Origin of the sequence: Bradyrhizobium viridifuturi (assembly GCF_001238275.1) — a bacterium.
GTDB lineage: Bacteria > Pseudomonadota > Alphaproteobacteria > Rhizobiales > Xanthobacteraceae > Bradyrhizobium > Bradyrhizobium viridifuturi.
In genome coordinates this window covers 26,406-41,166 of the sequence record NZ_LGTB01000021.1, presented here as the reverse complement: position 1 = coordinate 41,166, position 14,761 = coordinate 26,406, and the positions used below count along the sequence as shown (strand labels likewise).

The window sequence follows — 14,761 nt, the reverse complement described above, 5'->3', positions numbered from 1 at the left end:
AGCCAGCGCCTTTGGGGTAGTCCTCGCGGGTGGCATAGCCCTCATGTTGAATTTCGCAGCCATCTTGCTCGGCGAATTTCGCCCAACACGCAGCGCAGTGGTCGTGGTCCCAGCTTTCGCTCCAACGGGCATAGGGCCGGAACTGCAGCCCTAGTCCTTCAAGGTGACGGGCATTCTCGATTCGCCATCCCTTGTCCGAACCTGTAGCCATGACCGTCAATTCACCTCGAACCGGATCGGCAGCTTCTTCGGGCCATTGACAAAATAGGCCTGCGTCATCTTCACCTCGCCGTCGAGCGACAGCGACTTCAGGTGCGGCAACAGCTCCTCGAACAGGATGCGCATCTCGAGCTTGGCGAGATACTGCCCGAGGCACAGATGCGCGCCATAGCCGAACGCGACGTGGCGGTTGGGCTTGCGGTCGCTGCGGAAGCGATCCGGATCCTCGAACACCTCCTCGTCGCGATTGCCCGAGGCGTAGCACAGCATCAGCCAATCGCCCTTGGCGATCTTGCGGCCACCGAGCTCGGTGTCGGCGGTGGCCGAGCGCATGAAGTGCTTGACCGGCGTCATCCAGCGGATCGACTCGTCGACCAGTCCCGGGATCAGTTCCGGGTTGGCCTTCACCTTGGCGAATTCCGCGGGATCCCTGGCCAGCGCCCAGATCGCGCCCGCGGTCGAGGACGAGGTGGTGTCGTGGCCGGCGGTCGCGACGATCATGTAATAGCTGGTCTGATCGTGCTCCGGCATGTAATCGCCGCCGATCTTCGCATTCGCAATGACGGTGGCGAGATCGTCACGCGGGTTCTGGCGGCGATCCTCGGTGATCTTGCGGAAATAGGCGGAGAAGTCAGCGATGATCGCCTGCAACATCACCGAGACCTGCTCTGCGCTCAGCGCGTCGCGGACCCGTGCCGTGTCGGGATCCTGCGGGCCGAACAGCTCTTGCGTCAGCTTGAGCATGCGCGGCTCGTCCGCCTCGGGCACGCCGAGGATCTCCATGATGACGTGCAGGGGATAGCCGAGCGCGACGTCCTCGACGAAATCGCAAGCGCCGCCGCGGTCGAGCATGCGCCGCACGGTTGCGCGCGCGATCTCGCGGACGCGACCCTCGAACTTGCCGAGATTATTCGGCATGAACCAGCCCTGCGTCAGCGCGCGGTATTTCGGATGGTCCGGCGCATCCATCTGCACCAGCGAGCGCACCAGATTGGGGCTGCCGGTGATCTTGCGAACGCGCTCCTCGAGCGCCCGGTTGGTCAGCGTGGTCGGCCGGTCGGCATTGTGGAACAGGTCGTTCTGGCGGCTGATCGCCTGGATATGCGCGTGCTTGGTCACCACCCAGAACGGATCGAACTTCTCGGGACGGGCGATGCCGAGCGGATTGTTGGCGCGCAGCCAGCGATAGCTGTCGTGGATGCGATCGTCGGCATAGGCGACGGGATCAACGAGGGTCGCCGCGATGTCGGCGGGGATGTCGAGATCCCCGGTCGTTGCCGTGTCCATGTTCGTCCTCACCTGTCCCAGCATCGGGTCGCGCCGATGATCGCCGAAATCTAGGCAGGGTTAAGGACAAAGGACTTGCGTTGATTGGCTACAAACCCCGCCGCACACGCTATTGCGAGGCGTGACGGCGCAATGACGGCGGGGGAGGACGTCCTCAATAGTGCCCGAACGCGACCGGGCGGAACGCCTGCAGCAATTGCTGGTCGAGCTTGCCGCCCATCTCCTCCATCATGGAGAACGCCTTGGCATGGGTGAACTGCAGCCGGTAGGCGCGCTTCTCGACCAGGGCAGCATAGACATCGACGATGGTGGTGACACGAACGATGTCGCTGATCTGGTTGCCGCTGAGGCCGTTCGGATAGCCGGTGCCGTCGAGGAATTCGTGGTGATGCAGGATCACGTCGAGCATTTCCGGCGGGAAACCGCCCTGCGCCGACAGCGCCTCATAGCCGCGGCGCGGATGCTCGCGCATCTCGGCCATTTCCTCGACCGTCAGTGCGCCGGGCTTGTCGAGCAGCGCGACCGGAATGAAGGCCTTGCCGACATCGTGCAGCAGCGCCGCGCGCGCGAGCCGCCGCTGGTCGTCCTCGCGCATGCCAAGATGCTGCGCGAACGCAACCGCAAAGCCGGTCACGAACAGGCAATGGCGATAGGTCTCCTGGTGATGGCAGCCGACCGTGGTCAGCCATTCGCGCAGCGAATTGTGCTTGATCGCCTTGAGGATCTTGTTTTCGGCGGCGACGATGTCCTCGAACTTGAGCGGCTCGCCGGCGCGCATCCGCTCGAACATCTTGACCATCACGGCATGCGCGGCCTCGACGCCGCGGTTGAGCGCCTTGCCGCGATCGGTCTCGTCATAGCCGCTGTTATCGGGGAATGCGGCGCGGATACGCTGCAGCAGGCCGCGCGCATCGAACGGCCGCGAGATCGTGTCGGTAGCGCCGAGTGCCCAGGCCTGCATCGAGGCGTGGTGCAACGCATCCGCCAGCACGAACAGCCGCGGCATCTCGCGATAGGCATCGCCCTGCAGCTTGGCGCGGACCAGCTGCACGGCTTCAGGCGAGCGCAGGTTGATATCGACGACGATGCCGGAGAGATCGTGGGCTGGCTGCTCGGGAATATCCGATGTCAGAACCGTATCGACCTCGCCGACCGAGCGCAGGATGCTGGCGAGTTCGTTGCTTTGATCGCTTCGATCTGACGCCAGCAGGAGACGGCGCTTCGAAGTCTGATTATTGGCCAAGGCAGTCATGGGATCCCCGTCGCGGTAACGACCGACACCGGACGCTACCTGACGATGCGTTCCCTCCGGCTTAATGGGGATGCTGAACGGCGGTTAAGCGCAATGGATACAATTTGATGGACCGCAAATTCCGCCAGCAAGATCAGGCGGCCCGCAAATGAACCCCGATGCGGGCGTCACGGCCGGATGATGAATTTTTGCAGGTTCGAAGGTGCTGGTGCCGGCCACGGCCTGCCGCCGCCCGGGCGCAAAAAAACGCCGGAGAGCGATACGCTCCCCGGCGCTGCATTGGTTCAAGCGGTTAAGCCTTCATCGCAGCCTTGACGGCCTCCGCGGTGATCGGCAGACCGCGGACACGGGCGCCGACGGCGTTGAAGACGGCATTGCCGATCGCCGGCGCCACCACCGTCACCGCGGGCTCGCCGACGCCGGTCGCCTTCTCGCCATTGGCGATGACGTTGACCGCGACTTCCGGCAGCTGGCTCATCCGCAGCGGCGTGTAGCTGTCGAAGTTGGTCTGCTCGATGCCGCCGTCCTTCAACGTCGCCTTCTCGAACAGCGCCAGTGACATGCCCCACAGCGCCGCGCCCTCGACCTGGGCCCGGATGCCGTCGGGATTCACCTGCGTACCAACGTCGGTCGCAACCGTCAGCTTCTTCACCGTCACCTCGCCCGACGGGGCGACCGCGACATGAGCGACGCAGGCGGTCCAGCTCGCCGTGGCGCGCTCCTGCGACGACACGCAGGCAACGCCCATGCCTTCGCCCTTGGGCAGTTGCTTGGTGCCGTAGCCGGCAAGACCCATCGCCGCGAGCAAGGTGTTGCGGAGACGCTGCGCGCCGCCGTCATTCTTGCCCTTGCCGTCGAGCAGCTCGACGCGAAGCAGGGCCGGGTCCTTGCCGGTCGCATGCGCGATCTCATCGACCATGCTTTCGACCGCCCAGAACGTCCAGCCCGGCGCCACCGAACGGAGCTGACCCGAAGGAGTGGCGTTGTGCGCCATCTCGTTCTTGATCGCCCGCACATAGTGGTTGGGTACGGTGTAGAAAAAGTCCGAGCCGTTGACGGTGAACGCGTCGAGCGGTCCCTTCTTGTCGACCGAGGGCGACAGGAAGTCGGGAATGCCCCAACGCTGGGTCGGCCAGGCCGAGACGACATCGTGGCTCAATGCGACGAGCTTGCCGTCGCCGTCCACGCCGGCCTTCACCTTCTGGTAGGTCAGCGGACGCGAGAAATCCATCGTCATGTCGTTCTCGCGCGTGTAGATGACCTTGACCGGCTTGCCGACGGCCTTCGCCGCCTGCACCGCGGGCACCATCATGTCGGCGTCGAGACGCCGGCCGAAGCCGCCGCCCAGCCACATCTGGTGCATCACCACGAACTTCGGATCGATCCCGGCAGCGCCGGCCGCGATCGCGCCGGAGCGCGTCGCGAACTGGTTGCCGGAATAGATGTGCAGGATGTCGCCCTTGAACTCCGCAGTGGCGTTCATCGGCTCCATCGGGGCGTGGATGTTGATGTTGGTGGTGTATTCCGCCTCCAGCACCTTGGCCGCCGTGCCGAAGGCCGCGTTCGGATCGCCGTCCTTGACGAAGAACTGGCCGGAATCGCTCAGGCCCTGCAGCCGCTTGGCTTCGGTGAGCAGCGATTCGCTCGACAGCTTGGCGTTGGGGCCGCCGTCATAGTCGATCTTCAGCGCCGCCGCCGCCTTCTTGGCGTTGGCATAGGTGTTGGCGACTGCGACGACCCAGCCAGTCGTGGTCGTGGTCTTGTCGTCCAGCGTGACGGCCCTGATGAAGCCCGGCACCTTCTTGGCCGCGCTATCGTCGACCGCCTTCACGGTGGCGCCGTAGCGGACCGGCGGAGTGACCAGCGCGCCGTAGACCATGCCCGGCAGCATCACGTCGATGCCGTACTTGGCCGTGCCGTTGACTTTCAACGGGATGTCGAGCTGCGGCACCGAGACGCCGATCATGGTGTACTGATCCGGCGACTTCAGCTTAATCGCCTTCAGATCATCCGCCGTGAAGGTCTTGGTCGCCTTGCCGCTCTTCACCACCTCGGCGAACGACATCGACTTCTTCGACTTCGGATGGCTGATCGTGGATGCGCGCACCACCAGTTCGCTGGCCGGCACGCCCATCGAGGCGGCCGCGGCCTCGGTCAATGCGATGCGGCCGGCAGCGCCGGCGCGGCTCATGGCGTCGAAATTCATCATCGTCGACCAGCTGCCGCCGGTGATCTGCGCGCCCAGCACGGGGTCGTTGAACTTCGGATCGTTGGAGGCGAGTTGAACCCGCATGTCCTTCCAGTTCGCGCCGAGCTCTTCGGCCACGATCTGCGCCATGGTCGAGGCGACGTGCTGGCCCATGTCGGCCTTGCCGCAGGTCACGGTGACGAGACCGTCGGGCGCAATCGCGTACCAGACGCTCGGCTCGAAATTGGCGGCTGCGGGCGCCGCGAGCGCCTGGTCGATGCCGGACCCGGCATAACCGAGCACGAGGCCGGTTGCAGCGGTGCCGACCAGGAAGGAACGGCGGCTGAGGTCGGTCGTCTCGGGAGCGAGGTTCTTCACGTGCTTGTTCATGTGGCCCTCCGCTCGGATCCGGTGGCCGATGCGGTGCGCATGTCGGACGCAGCGCGCATGATCGCCTTCTGGATTCGTGAATAGGTCATGCAACGGCAGAGATTGCCGTCCATATGCGCGACCACTTCTTCCTTGGTCGGGTTGGTGTTCTTCGACAGCAGCGCCGCCGCCTGCATGATCTGGCCGGACTGGCAGTAGCCGCATTGCGGCACTTGCTCGGCGACCCAGGCCTTCTGCAGGGGATGTTCGCCCTTGGCGGAGAGGCCTTCGATGGTGGTGATCTTCTTGCCGACGGCGTCGGCGACCGAGGTCTGGCAGGACCGCACCGCTTCGCCGTTGAGGTGAACCGTGCAGGCGCCACAGAGACCGGCGCCGCAGCCGAATTTGGTGCCCGTCATCTGCAATTGCTCGCGGATGACCCAAAGCAGCGGCGTGTCATTGGCCGCCTCGACGGACATATTCCGTCCGTTGATATTGAGATTTGGCATCTCTCTCCCCTTCCGGTGTAGGAAGCCGCTTACGGCGGCAACTCACTGTTGGGTCTTGGCTGCCGCCCACCGGGTAAGCGAACAGTTGCCGAAACAATGATCCGGTTCCCGGCTGGAGGCAATCCAATTTGGAATTGCTCGAAAAGAATAAATTTCGGAGACTGCCGGTTGTGCGATGCGGCAACGGCATGAAGCTTTTGAAATGCCAGTAGTGATGCCGTATCGATCACTCCTACCAAGGTCGGTAGCGCTGTCGGACCTGACATCGACAACACAAGGAGCCCGTGAATGGCCAAGCTCAATCGAGGCGGCGTCGACATCTATTATGAGATTCACGGCAGTGGCCCGCCTTTGATCCTCACCCATGGCTATTCGTCGACGTCTGCAATGTGGCAGGGCCAGATCGAGGCGCTGTCGAAGCGGCACAAGCTGATCCTGTGGGACATGCGCGGCCACGGCCAGTCCGACTATCCCGATAACCCGGACGCCTATAGCGAAGCCCTGACCGTCGGCGACATTGCCGCCCTGCTCGACGCCGCGGGCGCCGACCAGGCTGTTGTCGGCGGCCTGTCGCTCGGCGGCTACATGTCGCTCGCCTTTCACCGCGCCCATCCGGAGCGGGTGCGTGCGCTGCTGATCATCGACACCGGCCCGGGATTCAAGAAGGACGACGCCCGCGAGGTCTGGAACAAGCGCGCCCGCGACACCGGCGACCGCTTCGACCGCGAAGGGCTCGAGGTGCTGAAGTCGCTCAGCGCCGAGCGCGCATCGGTCACGCATCGCAACGCCCGGGGCCTCGCCCTCGCCGCGCGCGGCATGCTGGCGCAGCGCGATGCCCGGGTGATCGAGTCACTGCCAGATATCAAGGTGCCGTCGCTGGTCGTGGTCGGCGCCGACGACACGCCGTTCCTGGCGGCCTCCGACTACATGGCGGCGAAGATCCCAGGCGCGCAGAAGGTCGTGATCCCGAATGCCGGCCATGCCGTCAACATCGACCAGCCGCAGGCCTTCATCGATGCGGTGTTGCCGTTCCTCGACGGTCTTGCCGCGAACCCGCCCGGAAAGGCCGCCTCATGAAGACGATTGTCGCAGCCTTGTTGCTGACGCTGGCCGCGACGAACGCGAAGGCCCAGAAGCCACGGCTGTTCGCCGACCCGGCGACGCCGACCTTCACTGCGACGTTGTCCAACAACACGCCGCTGGCGTTCGGCATGGGCGTCGCGGACGCGCAGCGCGCACTCGGCACGCCCTTCACCTATGTCAGCGGGCGGCCCGGCAACGAGATCTTCCTGACCTTCCGCGACCTCGGCGGCAGCGGACTGTTCCCGCACCACGACCGCCTCTTCCTCCAGTTCCGCAAACACCGGCTGACCGGCTGGAAGGCCGACTGGGGCGAGAACTGGATGTGGCGCTAGCCCTCGTCAAAGAACTTCATGCAACCCCCAACATGACAAGGATGGACCATGGGACAAGACATCAAACTGAAGGCTTCGGACGGATTCGAACTCGGCGCCTATCGCGCTGAGCCCACCAGTGCGCCGAAGGGCGCTGTCGTGGTGATCCAGGAGATCTTTGGCGTCAACCACCACATCCGCTCGGTCTGCGACCGGCTGGCGAAGGAAGGCTATGTCGCGATTGCGCCCTCGATCTTCGATCGCATCACGCCGAACTTCCAGAGCGGCTATTCACCCGATGAGGTCGCGGAGGCACGCAAATTCGTCGCCAATCCGGACTTTCCCGCAATGCTGCGCGATAGCCAGGCGGCGATCGACGCGGTGAAATCGGTCGGGCCGGTCGGCATCATCGGCTTCTGCCTCGGCGGCAGCATCGCCTATGCGGCCGCGACCAAGCTCTCCGGGCTCTCGGCCGCGATCGGCTATTACGGCGGCGCCATCATCCGCTTCGCCGACGACAAGCCGGCCGTGCCGACGCAGTTGCATTTCGGCGAGAAGGATGCCGGCATTCCCTTGAGCGATGTCGAGACCATCAAGTCGAAGCGGCCCGAGGTCGAGGTCTTCATCTATCCCGGCGCGCAGCACGGCTTCCACTGCGACGAGCGCGCAAGCTACGACAAGGCCAGCGCCGACATCGCCTGGCCGCGCAGCATGGAATTTTTCGGGAAGCATCTGCGGAAATAGAACGCGACTCTCGTCATTCCGGGATGCGCCGCAAGGCGCAGGCCCGGAATGACGAATGATGAGTGATCGTCTTGACTAAAACCAGCGCTCGCCGACGAACACCGTATCGCCCGGGCTCATCGGCGTGCCGAGCGGCACCACGAAGCGACCGGCGCCTGATGCATCGGTGTGGGTCAGCGTCACGCTGTCGCGCTTGGCCCGCGGCGAGAAGCCGCCGGCGATCGCAACTGCGCTCTCGACGGTCATGTTCGGCACATAGGGATATTGGCCGGGGGCCTGGACTTCGCCGAGGATGAAGAACGGCCGATAGGACTCGATCTCGACCGCCACCGACGGCTCGCGGATGAAGCCGTTGCGTAGCCGCGCCGAGATTTCACCGGCGAGGCCTGCCGGCGTACGGCCGCGCGCGGGCACCGAACCGATCAACGGCATGGTGATCGCGCCCGCGGCGTCGATCGCATAGGAGTTGGTCAGGCCCTCCTGGCCGTAGACCACGACGCGGAGCTTGTCGCCCGGACCGAGTTGATAGGAGTTGTCGTAACCGACGGGCCCACCCGGTGCGGCGGCATAGACGACCGGGGCGGCGACCGGCGCGACATAGCCATAACCAGGGGAAGCGCTGGCGAAGGCGGAACGCAATGCGCTGATGGCACCACCGCCTCCGTCGGCGACCGGAGCGGGCGCGTAGGCCGGGCCATAAGTAACGGCATCGACGCCTTGCGGGCCGACCGCGACAGGGCCGGACGTGCTCATGCAGCCAGACAGCGCGAGCGCAGCCACAACGGCAGTGATCGGCAATCGTAACGCGCGTGCAACCGGCACCGGACCTATCCCTCAACGGCGAGACAGGCCCAGTCATGCACCTCTTATGGTTAATAAAGGGTTTGCGCGACCCCGACTGGGGAGCCGGAAGACCCGCCTCCCCATCGATTTGACGCCGGCCGATGCGATCAGGCCGCGGTGACGCCGACGCCGATCGGGCAGGACACGCCGGTGCCGCCAAGCCCGCAATAGCCCGCCGGGTTCTTGGCGAGATACTGCTGATGATAGTCCTCGGCGAAGTAGAACTCGCCCGAAGGTGCGATCTCGGTGGTGATGGCGCCGAGACCCTTGGCGGCAAGCGCCTTCTGATACATCGCCTGCGATGCATCGGCGGCTTTGCGCTGCGCGTCGCTGAACGTGTAGATCGCGGAACGATACTGGGTGCCGATGTCGTTGCCCTGACGCATGCCCTGCGTCGGGTTGTGATTCTCCCAGAACGTCTTCAGCAATTTCTCGTAGGGAATCTTCTTCGGGTCGAACACGACCAGCACGACTTCGGTATGGCCGGTGCGCCCCGAGCACACCTCTTCATAGGTCGGGTTCGGGGTGTGGCCGCCGGCATAGCCGACCGCTGTGGTGTAGATCCCGTCGCCGAGTTCCCAGAACTTGCGTTCCGCACCCCAGAAGCAGCCGAGCCCGAACACCGCCTGCTCGAGGCCTTGCGGATAGGGCGGCGTCAATCTGCTGCCATTGACGAAATGCGTGGTCGCGGTCGGGATCGGCGTCGCGCGGCCCGGCAGCGCCTCGGCAGCGCTTGGCAACGCGGTGGTCTTGCGCATGAACAACATGAATACCTCCAGGCGGGACATCGGCCGAACGCTGGCTGCGGCCTGCGGGCCGGCTGTCACCTATATATGTCCTTACGCAAATGATGGCAGCCCCGTTACTGATGGCTGCGTCCAGTTCAGTCGCGCGCGTAGCCGATCAGAGGCTTGCGCGGCCGGAACAGGATCATCAGCAGGATGCCGACGATGCCGAGCACCGCGAACACCGGCTGCTCCAGCAGCAGCCTGATCACATCGTTCCAGAGCCACGGCGCGGAGCGATCGACCCAGGCATGGAACGCCTGCTGGCTCGACTGGTGGATATCGTTCCAGAACTGGCCGAATTGGGTGAACCGCAGGCTCTGGTCGGCGACGTAGCGAGCCCCGTCATAGACCATGAAGATGAAGCTGCCGGCCAGCAGCAAAAGGCCGATCAGACGGAAAAAGCCGCGGATCATGCGTCACCCAAACTCCCTGTCGCGCCCCACGCGTCGTCAGGCCTTACCGGGCGTCCCCCGGAAATTCAACCTCTTCAGCGGCTTATCCGACCCCCGGAGGCCGATTTCAGGCCCTTTTTCGCCCCCGAAAGCGTTGACGCTACCGCCTGCGCCATCTATAAGACCGGCCGATGGCGGCGGGCGCAATCCTGCCGCCGCTGTTCTTTGGACAGTGCCGCATGCGGGGGCAGCAGTTTTGCGCTCTTTGCATGGCCGCCTCAAGGACACCCAAGTCAATACCTTGGACAAATGCATCAGAGTTGAGATTTGAACCGGCCGGTGCGCGCGAAGCCCGACCACCGAGCGATCACCGCCGAAGGACAGTTAGAGAACCATGGCCAACACCACCTCCGCCAAGAAGGCGACCCGCAAGATTGCCCGCCGCACCATCGTCAACAAGTCGCGTCGCACCCAGATGCGCGGCGCGGTGCGCACGGTCGAGGAAGCGATCAAGAGCGGCGACCGCGAGGCGGCACTCAAGGCGATGCGCAAGGCCGAGCCCGAACTGATGAAGGCAGCGCAGCGCAACATCATTCACAAGAACCTCGCGAGCCGTAAGGTGTCGCGCCTCACACAGAGCATCGCCAAGCTCGCCAAGTAACAGGCCGGCCGGCACGCTGGCCAATCGAGCTGACTGAAAAACACATCTGTCACGAAGCCCGGCTCGCGCCGGGCTTTTTGTTTTGTCGCGACTCTAGTCGTGCAGTTTTTTATAGCCCGATAACAATCCGCATTGCTGCGCACCGAACTGCGTGTCATGTTTCGTCGCGCGTCCGTAGTTCTACCGGCAAATATGCTTAACGCACTGCACTCGCGCAGAGATTGTTCTGCGCTAAGCTGGATAGATGGAATAGCGCGGGCATATTTCGCGTTGGAAATCGCGACGCGCGGGTTACCCTGCAAAAGTAATCGAGAAAAATGACGTCTCGCGAATTACTTATGCACATAGCGTTGGACAGCGATTGGAAAAATGACCGGCGCGAGACCAAATGTAAATTTTCTATGAAAAATTTTTGGTATTGCACCGTCGTTTGTGACACGCGTGATTCTGTGCGCTGATTCAAAAACTTGCTTTCGCAACTCGGCATGAGCAACGCCGCAACAGTCGCAAAGAGTCTCGATCCCCGTCGAATCCACGGATTGTCAGAAAATGCGCTTGGTGTATTTATTTCTTGTTCGCGACGCCCACGGCTCTCCAGATCAGCGCGGTTTGAGACCCAAGGGCGGACGCACAAATCGGCGGCGGTGTGTGCGTTAGCGACGCTCTCCAAGCGAAGCTGGATTGACGGCTCATAGCGATATGAGGATGGTCGGCCTGTGTCAAAATTTCTCCGGCGATGTCCCCGGCAATTTGGGGGATCGAACAAGAGAGGCGAGGACGTCCATCGGAATCCGGCAGCGGGAACGCGGCGCAAGCGAACGGGTTGACGACGACACGCGGCGGCGAAGCGCCGGGCATTTCGGTGTTCGGTAGCGGCAGTTCGAATTTGAAGACACGAGCAAGCTGACAACTTGCCGCGATACGTCGCGGCGGGAGGGGGAGGACTTATGCCTTACGGTATCATCACTGCAGTCGAACGTACGACAGCCGAAGCGCAGATTTCCAGTGGTGCCGTAATCAACCCCTCGGACGTTAGCTCTTACCCGCAGAGACCGTCGAGTATGCGCTGACCTCGCGGGGCGCATCTTCTCCAAACAGCTGATCTGTCGCGTGGCGCATGGCCGCCGCACGGGAGAGCTTTGTCCGGAGCAGACCGCGCCCGCTAGAGGTCGCGTTGTAGCAGCAACTCTGCGCGGCGCTTTCGCAATCATCATCTCTCAGTTTTGGAAAAGTACGAAGGCAATGACGAACACGGAACAGGATCGCTGGTCGCGGGTGAAGGGACGTTTGCGGACGAGCGTTGGCGAGGACGTCTACACGAGCTGGTTCGCACGAATGGATCTGGAAAGCGTGCACGATGAGAGCGTGCACCTGTCGGTTCCGACCCGGTTCCTCAAGAGCTGGATCCAGGCCCATTACGCCGAACGCGTGCTCTCCTGCTGGCAGGCCGAGATGCCCGAAGTGCATCGCATCGACCTTACCGTGCGCTCGGCGATCCGTGCGATGGCGCCAGTGAAGGAGGCGGTTGCACCCGTCGAGATGCGCCGCGTCGAGCGCACCGATGGCCGCCCCGCGCCTGAACTGCGCTCGGTTGCGACCGCGCCGGTGTCGGCCAGCCATGACGCGCTGGGCGGCTCGCCGCTCGATCCGCGCCTGACCTTTGCAAGCTTCGTCGTCGGCCGTTCCAACACGCTGGCCCATGCGGCTGCGCGTCAGGTCGCGGAAGGACGCCGCGGCGATCCCGTGATGTTCAACCCGCTCTACATCCATGCCGGCGTCGGCCTCGGCAAGACGCATCTGCTGCAGGCAGTGACCTGGGCCGGCAATTCCGGCGGCGAGCGCAAGGTGCTGTACCTGACCGCCGAGAAGTTCATGTATGGCTTCGTCGCGGCGCTGAAGACGCAGACGGCGCTGGCCTTCAAGGAAGCGCTGCGCGGCATCGACGTGCTGGTCATCGACGATCTCCAGTTCCTGCAGGGCAAGTCGACGCAGGCCGAGTTCTGCCACACGCTGAACGCGCTGATCGACGCCGGCCGCCAGGTCGTGATCGCGGCCGACCGTCCGCCGTCGGACCTCGAAAGCCTCGACGACCGCGTGCGCTCGCGGCTCGCCGGCGGCCTCGTGGTCGAGATGGGTTCGCTCGGCGAGGAACTGCGGCTTGGCATCCTCAAGTCGCGTGTCGCCGCGGCGCGCGTCCACCACGCCAGCTTCGACGTGCCGGAGGAAGTGCTCGACTATCTGGCGCGCACCATCACCCATAATGGCCGCGACCTCGAAGGCGCGATCAATCGCCTCCTGGCGCACTCCAAGCTCAATAACCAGCCGGTGACGCTGGAGATGGCCGAGCGCGAGGTGCGTGACCTGATCCGCCCGCAGGAGCCGAAGCGGATCAAGATCGAGGACATCCAGCGCGTGGTCGCCCGACAGTACAATGTCAGCCGCTCCGACCTGCTGTCGTCCCGCCGTACCGCCAACGTGGTGCGCCCGCGCCAGGTTGCGATGTATCTGGCCAAGACCCTGACCCTGCGCTCGCTGCCCGAGATCGGCCGCAGGTTCGGCGGCCGCGACCACACCACGGTGCTGCACGCCGTGCGCAAGATTGAGGCACTGGTCGCCAAGGACACGACGCTGTCGGAGGAAGTCGAATCGCTGAAGCGTCAGCTCCAGGAATAAGGCTGCCTCGTCAGGTCGGCTCGTTCCATGGCCCTCCCCTCGACCGGGGGAGGGCCAAACTTTTTCCGACCCAAAACGTGGGGAACGGGGGCCGTTTCACGCCCGTTTCCCTTGCACCGGCCGCCCATCCGCGCCACCTTGCGGTCCCCCCGTGGGTTTGATCAAATCCGGTATTGATCCGACTTTTCGGGTTTCCGACGCCGCGATGCTGCCTGATCGGCTGCCCGGCTTTTCCATCTGAGGGATCTGGCGGGTATTGCAATGAAGGTCACCGTCGAGCGCGCGCAACTCCTGAAATCGCTGGGTCACGTTCACCGCGTGGTCGAGCGTCGCAACACCATCCCGATCCTCGGCAACGTGTTGATCCGCGCCGAGGGCGCCAAATTGTCGCTGAAGGCGACCGACCTCGACCTCGAGGTGACCGAGACCCTGGCGGCCGAGACCGGAACCGCCGGCTCGACCACGGTGCCCGCGCACATGTTCTACGACATTGTCCGCAAGCTGCCAGACGGCTCGCAGATCGTGCTCGAGGCCGATGGCGACCGCTCGGTGCTCGCGGTGCGCGCCGGCCGCTCGCGCTTCACGCTGCAGACGCTGCCCGAGAGCGATTTCCCGGGCCTTGCCGCCGGCGACATGACGCATTCGTTCTCGCTGCCCGCGTCCGACTTCAAGCGCCTGATCGACCGCACGCAGTTTGCGATCTCGACCGAAGAGACCCGTTACTACCTCAACGGCATCTATCTGCACGCCGCAGGCAGCGCCAAGGCAGCGACCCTGCGCGGCGTCGCGACCGACGGCCACCGCCTGGCCCAGATCGACCTTCCGCTGCCCAGCGGCGCAGCCGGCATGCCCGGCGTGATCGTTCCCCGCAAGACGGTCGGCGAGGTACAGCGCCTGATCGAGGGCGACGACGCCGAGATCTCGATCGAGCTGTCGGACGGCAAGATCCGCTTCACGCTTGGCAATGTGGTGCTGACCTCCAAGCTGATCGACGGCACCTTCCCGGACTACGGCCGCGTCATTCCGCAGAACAACGACAAGGAACTGGTGGTCGACAAGAAGGATTTCGAGGCCGCCGTCGACCGCGTCTCGACCATCTCGAGCGAACGCGGCCGCGCGGTGAAGCTCGCGCTGTCCGCGGGCAAGCTCGTGCTCTCGGTCACCAACCCTGATTCCGGTAGCGCTACCGAGGAGCTCGAGGTCGAGTACGCCTCCGACGCGCTCGATATCGGCTTCAACTCGCGCTATCTGCTCGACATCGCTGCCCAGATCGAGGGCGAGGTCGCGGTGCTGAAGCTCGCCGATCCCGGCTCGCCGACCCTGGTGCAGGATCGCGACAGCAAGGGCGCGCTCTACGTGCTGATGCCGATGCGGGTGTGAGCACTTCTCTTCGCGCGCATCGGCACTAGATTGCGTCGTGGCTGGGCACGACTGCCCGGCAA

The 14,761-nt window shown here is 64.1% G+C and carries 13 protein-coding genes; 6 read left to right on the top strand and 7 right to left on the bottom strand.

Annotated features, from left to right (window positions below):
- Window positions 1-216: 216 nt before the first annotated feature.
- The 4 genes from ALC15_RS19920 to ALC15_RS19905 all read right to left on the bottom strand — a co-directional run bounded on the left by ALC15_RS19920 (window position 217) and on the right by ALC15_RS19905 (window position 5,824).
- Window positions 217-1,506 carry a cytochrome P450 gene (locus ALC15_RS19920; protein WP_050628800.1) on the bottom strand — a complete coding sequence of 430 codons (1,290 nt, stop codon included), beginning with the start codon at window positions 1,504-1,506 and terminating at the stop codon, window positions 217-219.
- A gap of 154 nt (window positions 1,507-1,660) precedes the next feature.
- Entirely contained in the window at window positions 1,661-2,758 is a 1,098-nt protein-coding gene (locus ALC15_RS19915) for an HD domain-containing protein (RefSeq protein WP_050628722.1), read from the bottom strand.
- 292 nt (window positions 2,759-3,050) lie between these two features.
- Complete coding sequence (locus ALC15_RS19910) at window positions 3,051-5,336, bottom strand: xanthine dehydrogenase family protein molybdopterin-binding subunit (RefSeq protein WP_050628721.1); 2,286 nt, start codon at window positions 5,334-5,336, stop codon at window positions 3,051-3,053.
- Entirely contained in the window at window positions 5,333-5,824 is a 492-nt protein-coding gene (locus tag ALC15_RS19905; protein ID WP_050628720.1) for a (2Fe-2S)-binding protein, read from the bottom strand. Before ALC15_RS19905 ends, ALC15_RS19910 begins: the two co-directional genes overlap by 4 nt.
- Window positions 5,825-6,112: 288 nt before the next feature.
- Here ALC15_RS19905 and ALC15_RS19900 point away from each other — a divergent pair, with 288 nt between their 5' ends.
- Genes ALC15_RS19900 through ALC15_RS19890 form a run of 3 tightly spaced genes read left to right on the top strand, consistent with a single transcriptional unit; the run spans window position 6,113 to window position 7,962 of the window.
- Complete coding sequence (locus tag ALC15_RS19900; RefSeq protein ID WP_050628719.1) at window positions 6,113-6,901, top strand: alpha/beta fold hydrolase; 789 nt, start codon at window positions 6,113-6,115, stop codon at window positions 6,899-6,901.
- Window positions 6,898-7,239, top strand: coding sequence for a hypothetical protein (locus ALC15_RS19895; protein ID WP_050628718.1), 342 nt, complete (start codon window positions 6,898-6,900; stop codon window positions 7,237-7,239). Before ALC15_RS19900 ends, ALC15_RS19895 begins: the two co-directional genes overlap by 4 nt.
- A gap of 48 nt (window positions 7,240-7,287) precedes the next feature.
- Window positions 7,288-7,962, top strand: a complete 675-nt coding sequence (locus ALC15_RS19890) for a dienelactone hydrolase family protein (protein ID WP_050628717.1) — start codon at window positions 7,288-7,290, stop codon at window positions 7,960-7,962.
- A gap of 75 nt (window positions 7,963-8,037) precedes the next feature.
- Here ALC15_RS19890 and ALC15_RS19885 read toward each other — a convergent pair whose 3' ends face one another.
- From ALC15_RS19885 to ALC15_RS19875, 3 genes are all read right to left on the bottom strand, one after another.
- Window positions 8,038-8,784 carry a polysaccharide biosynthesis/export family protein gene (locus tag ALC15_RS19885; protein WP_050628716.1) on the bottom strand — a complete coding sequence of 249 codons (747 nt, stop codon included), beginning with the start codon at window positions 8,782-8,784 and terminating at the stop codon, window positions 8,038-8,040.
- A 128-nt stretch (window positions 8,785-8,912) separates the two neighbouring features.
- Window positions 8,913-9,572: a peptide-methionine (S)-S-oxide reductase MsrA gene (msrA, locus tag ALC15_RS19880; protein ID WP_050628799.1), complete on the bottom strand. Its 660-nt coding sequence runs from the start codon at window positions 9,570-9,572 to the stop codon at window positions 8,913-8,915.
- 116 nt (window positions 9,573-9,688) lie between these two features.
- The gene (locus ALC15_RS19875) at window positions 9,689-10,006 is read right to left on the bottom strand and encodes a hypothetical protein (protein WP_050628715.1); all 318 of its coding nucleotides are present in this window, start codon (window positions 10,004-10,006) and stop codon (window positions 9,689-9,691) included.
- 373 nt (window positions 10,007-10,379) lie between these two features.
- On the opposite strand from ALC15_RS19875, the gene rpsT reads away from it, so the two are divergent.
- From rpsT to dnaN, 3 genes are all read left to right on the top strand, one after another.
- Complete coding sequence (rpsT, locus tag ALC15_RS19870; RefSeq protein WP_021077661.1) at window positions 10,380-10,646, top strand: 30S ribosomal protein S20; 267 nt, start codon at window positions 10,380-10,382, stop codon at window positions 10,644-10,646.
- Between the two features lie 1,242 nt (window positions 10,647-11,888).
- Window positions 11,889-13,319: a chromosomal replication initiator protein DnaA gene (gene dnaA / locus ALC15_RS19865; protein WP_050628714.1), complete on the top strand. Its 1,431-nt coding sequence runs from the start codon at window positions 11,889-11,891 to the stop codon at window positions 13,317-13,319.
- A 261-nt stretch (window positions 13,320-13,580) separates the two neighbouring features.
- The gene (gene dnaN, locus ALC15_RS19860; protein WP_050628713.1) at window positions 13,581-14,699 is read left to right on the top strand and encodes a DNA polymerase III subunit beta; all 1,119 of its coding nucleotides are present in this window, start codon (window positions 13,581-13,583) and stop codon (window positions 14,697-14,699) included.
- Window positions 14,700-14,761 lie beyond the last annotated feature (62 nt).

Excerpts from the sequence above, each read along its gene's own strand:
- ALC15_RS19910 (WP_050628721.1), bottom strand. The coding sequence starts at position 5,336 with ATGAACAAGCACGTGAAGAACCTCGCTCCCGAGACGACCGACCTCAGC.
- rpsT (WP_021077661.1), top strand. The coding sequence starts at position 10,380 with ATGGCCAACACCACCTCCGCCAAGAAGGCGACCCGCAAGATTGCCCGC.
- ALC15_RS19915 (WP_050628722.1), bottom strand. The coding sequence starts at position 2,758 with ATGACTGCCTTGGCCAATAATCAGACTTCGAAGCGCCGTCTCCTGCTG.
- ALC15_RS19905 (WP_050628720.1), bottom strand. The coding sequence starts at position 5,824 with ATGCCAAATCTCAATATCAACGGACGGAATATGTCCGTCGAGGCGGCC.
- dnaN (WP_050628713.1), top strand. The coding sequence starts at position 13,581 with ATGAAGGTCACCGTCGAGCGCGCGCAACTCCTGAAATCGCTGGGTCAC.
- ALC15_RS19890 (WP_050628717.1), top strand. The coding sequence starts at position 7,288 with ATGGGACAAGACATCAAACTGAAGGCTTCGGACGGATTCGAACTCGGC.
- ALC15_RS19900 (WP_050628719.1), top strand. The coding sequence starts at position 6,113 with ATGGCCAAGCTCAATCGAGGCGGCGTCGACATCTATTATGAGATTCAC.
- dnaA (WP_050628714.1), top strand. The coding sequence starts at position 11,889 with ATGACGAACACGGAACAGGATCGCTGGTCGCGGGTGAAGGGACGTTTG.
- ALC15_RS19875 (WP_050628715.1), bottom strand. The coding sequence starts at position 10,006 with ATGATCCGCGGCTTTTTCCGTCTGATCGGCCTTTTGCTGCTGGCCGGC.
- msrA (WP_050628799.1), bottom strand. The coding sequence starts at position 9,572 with ATGTTGTTCATGCGCAAGACCACCGCGTTGCCAAGCGCTGCCGAGGCG.
- ALC15_RS19920 (WP_050628800.1), bottom strand. The coding sequence starts at position 1,506 with ATGGACACGGCAACGACCGGGGATCTCGACATCCCCGCCGACATCGCG.
- ALC15_RS19895 (WP_050628718.1), top strand. The coding sequence starts at position 6,898 with ATGAAGACGATTGTCGCAGCCTTGTTGCTGACGCTGGCCGCGACGAAC.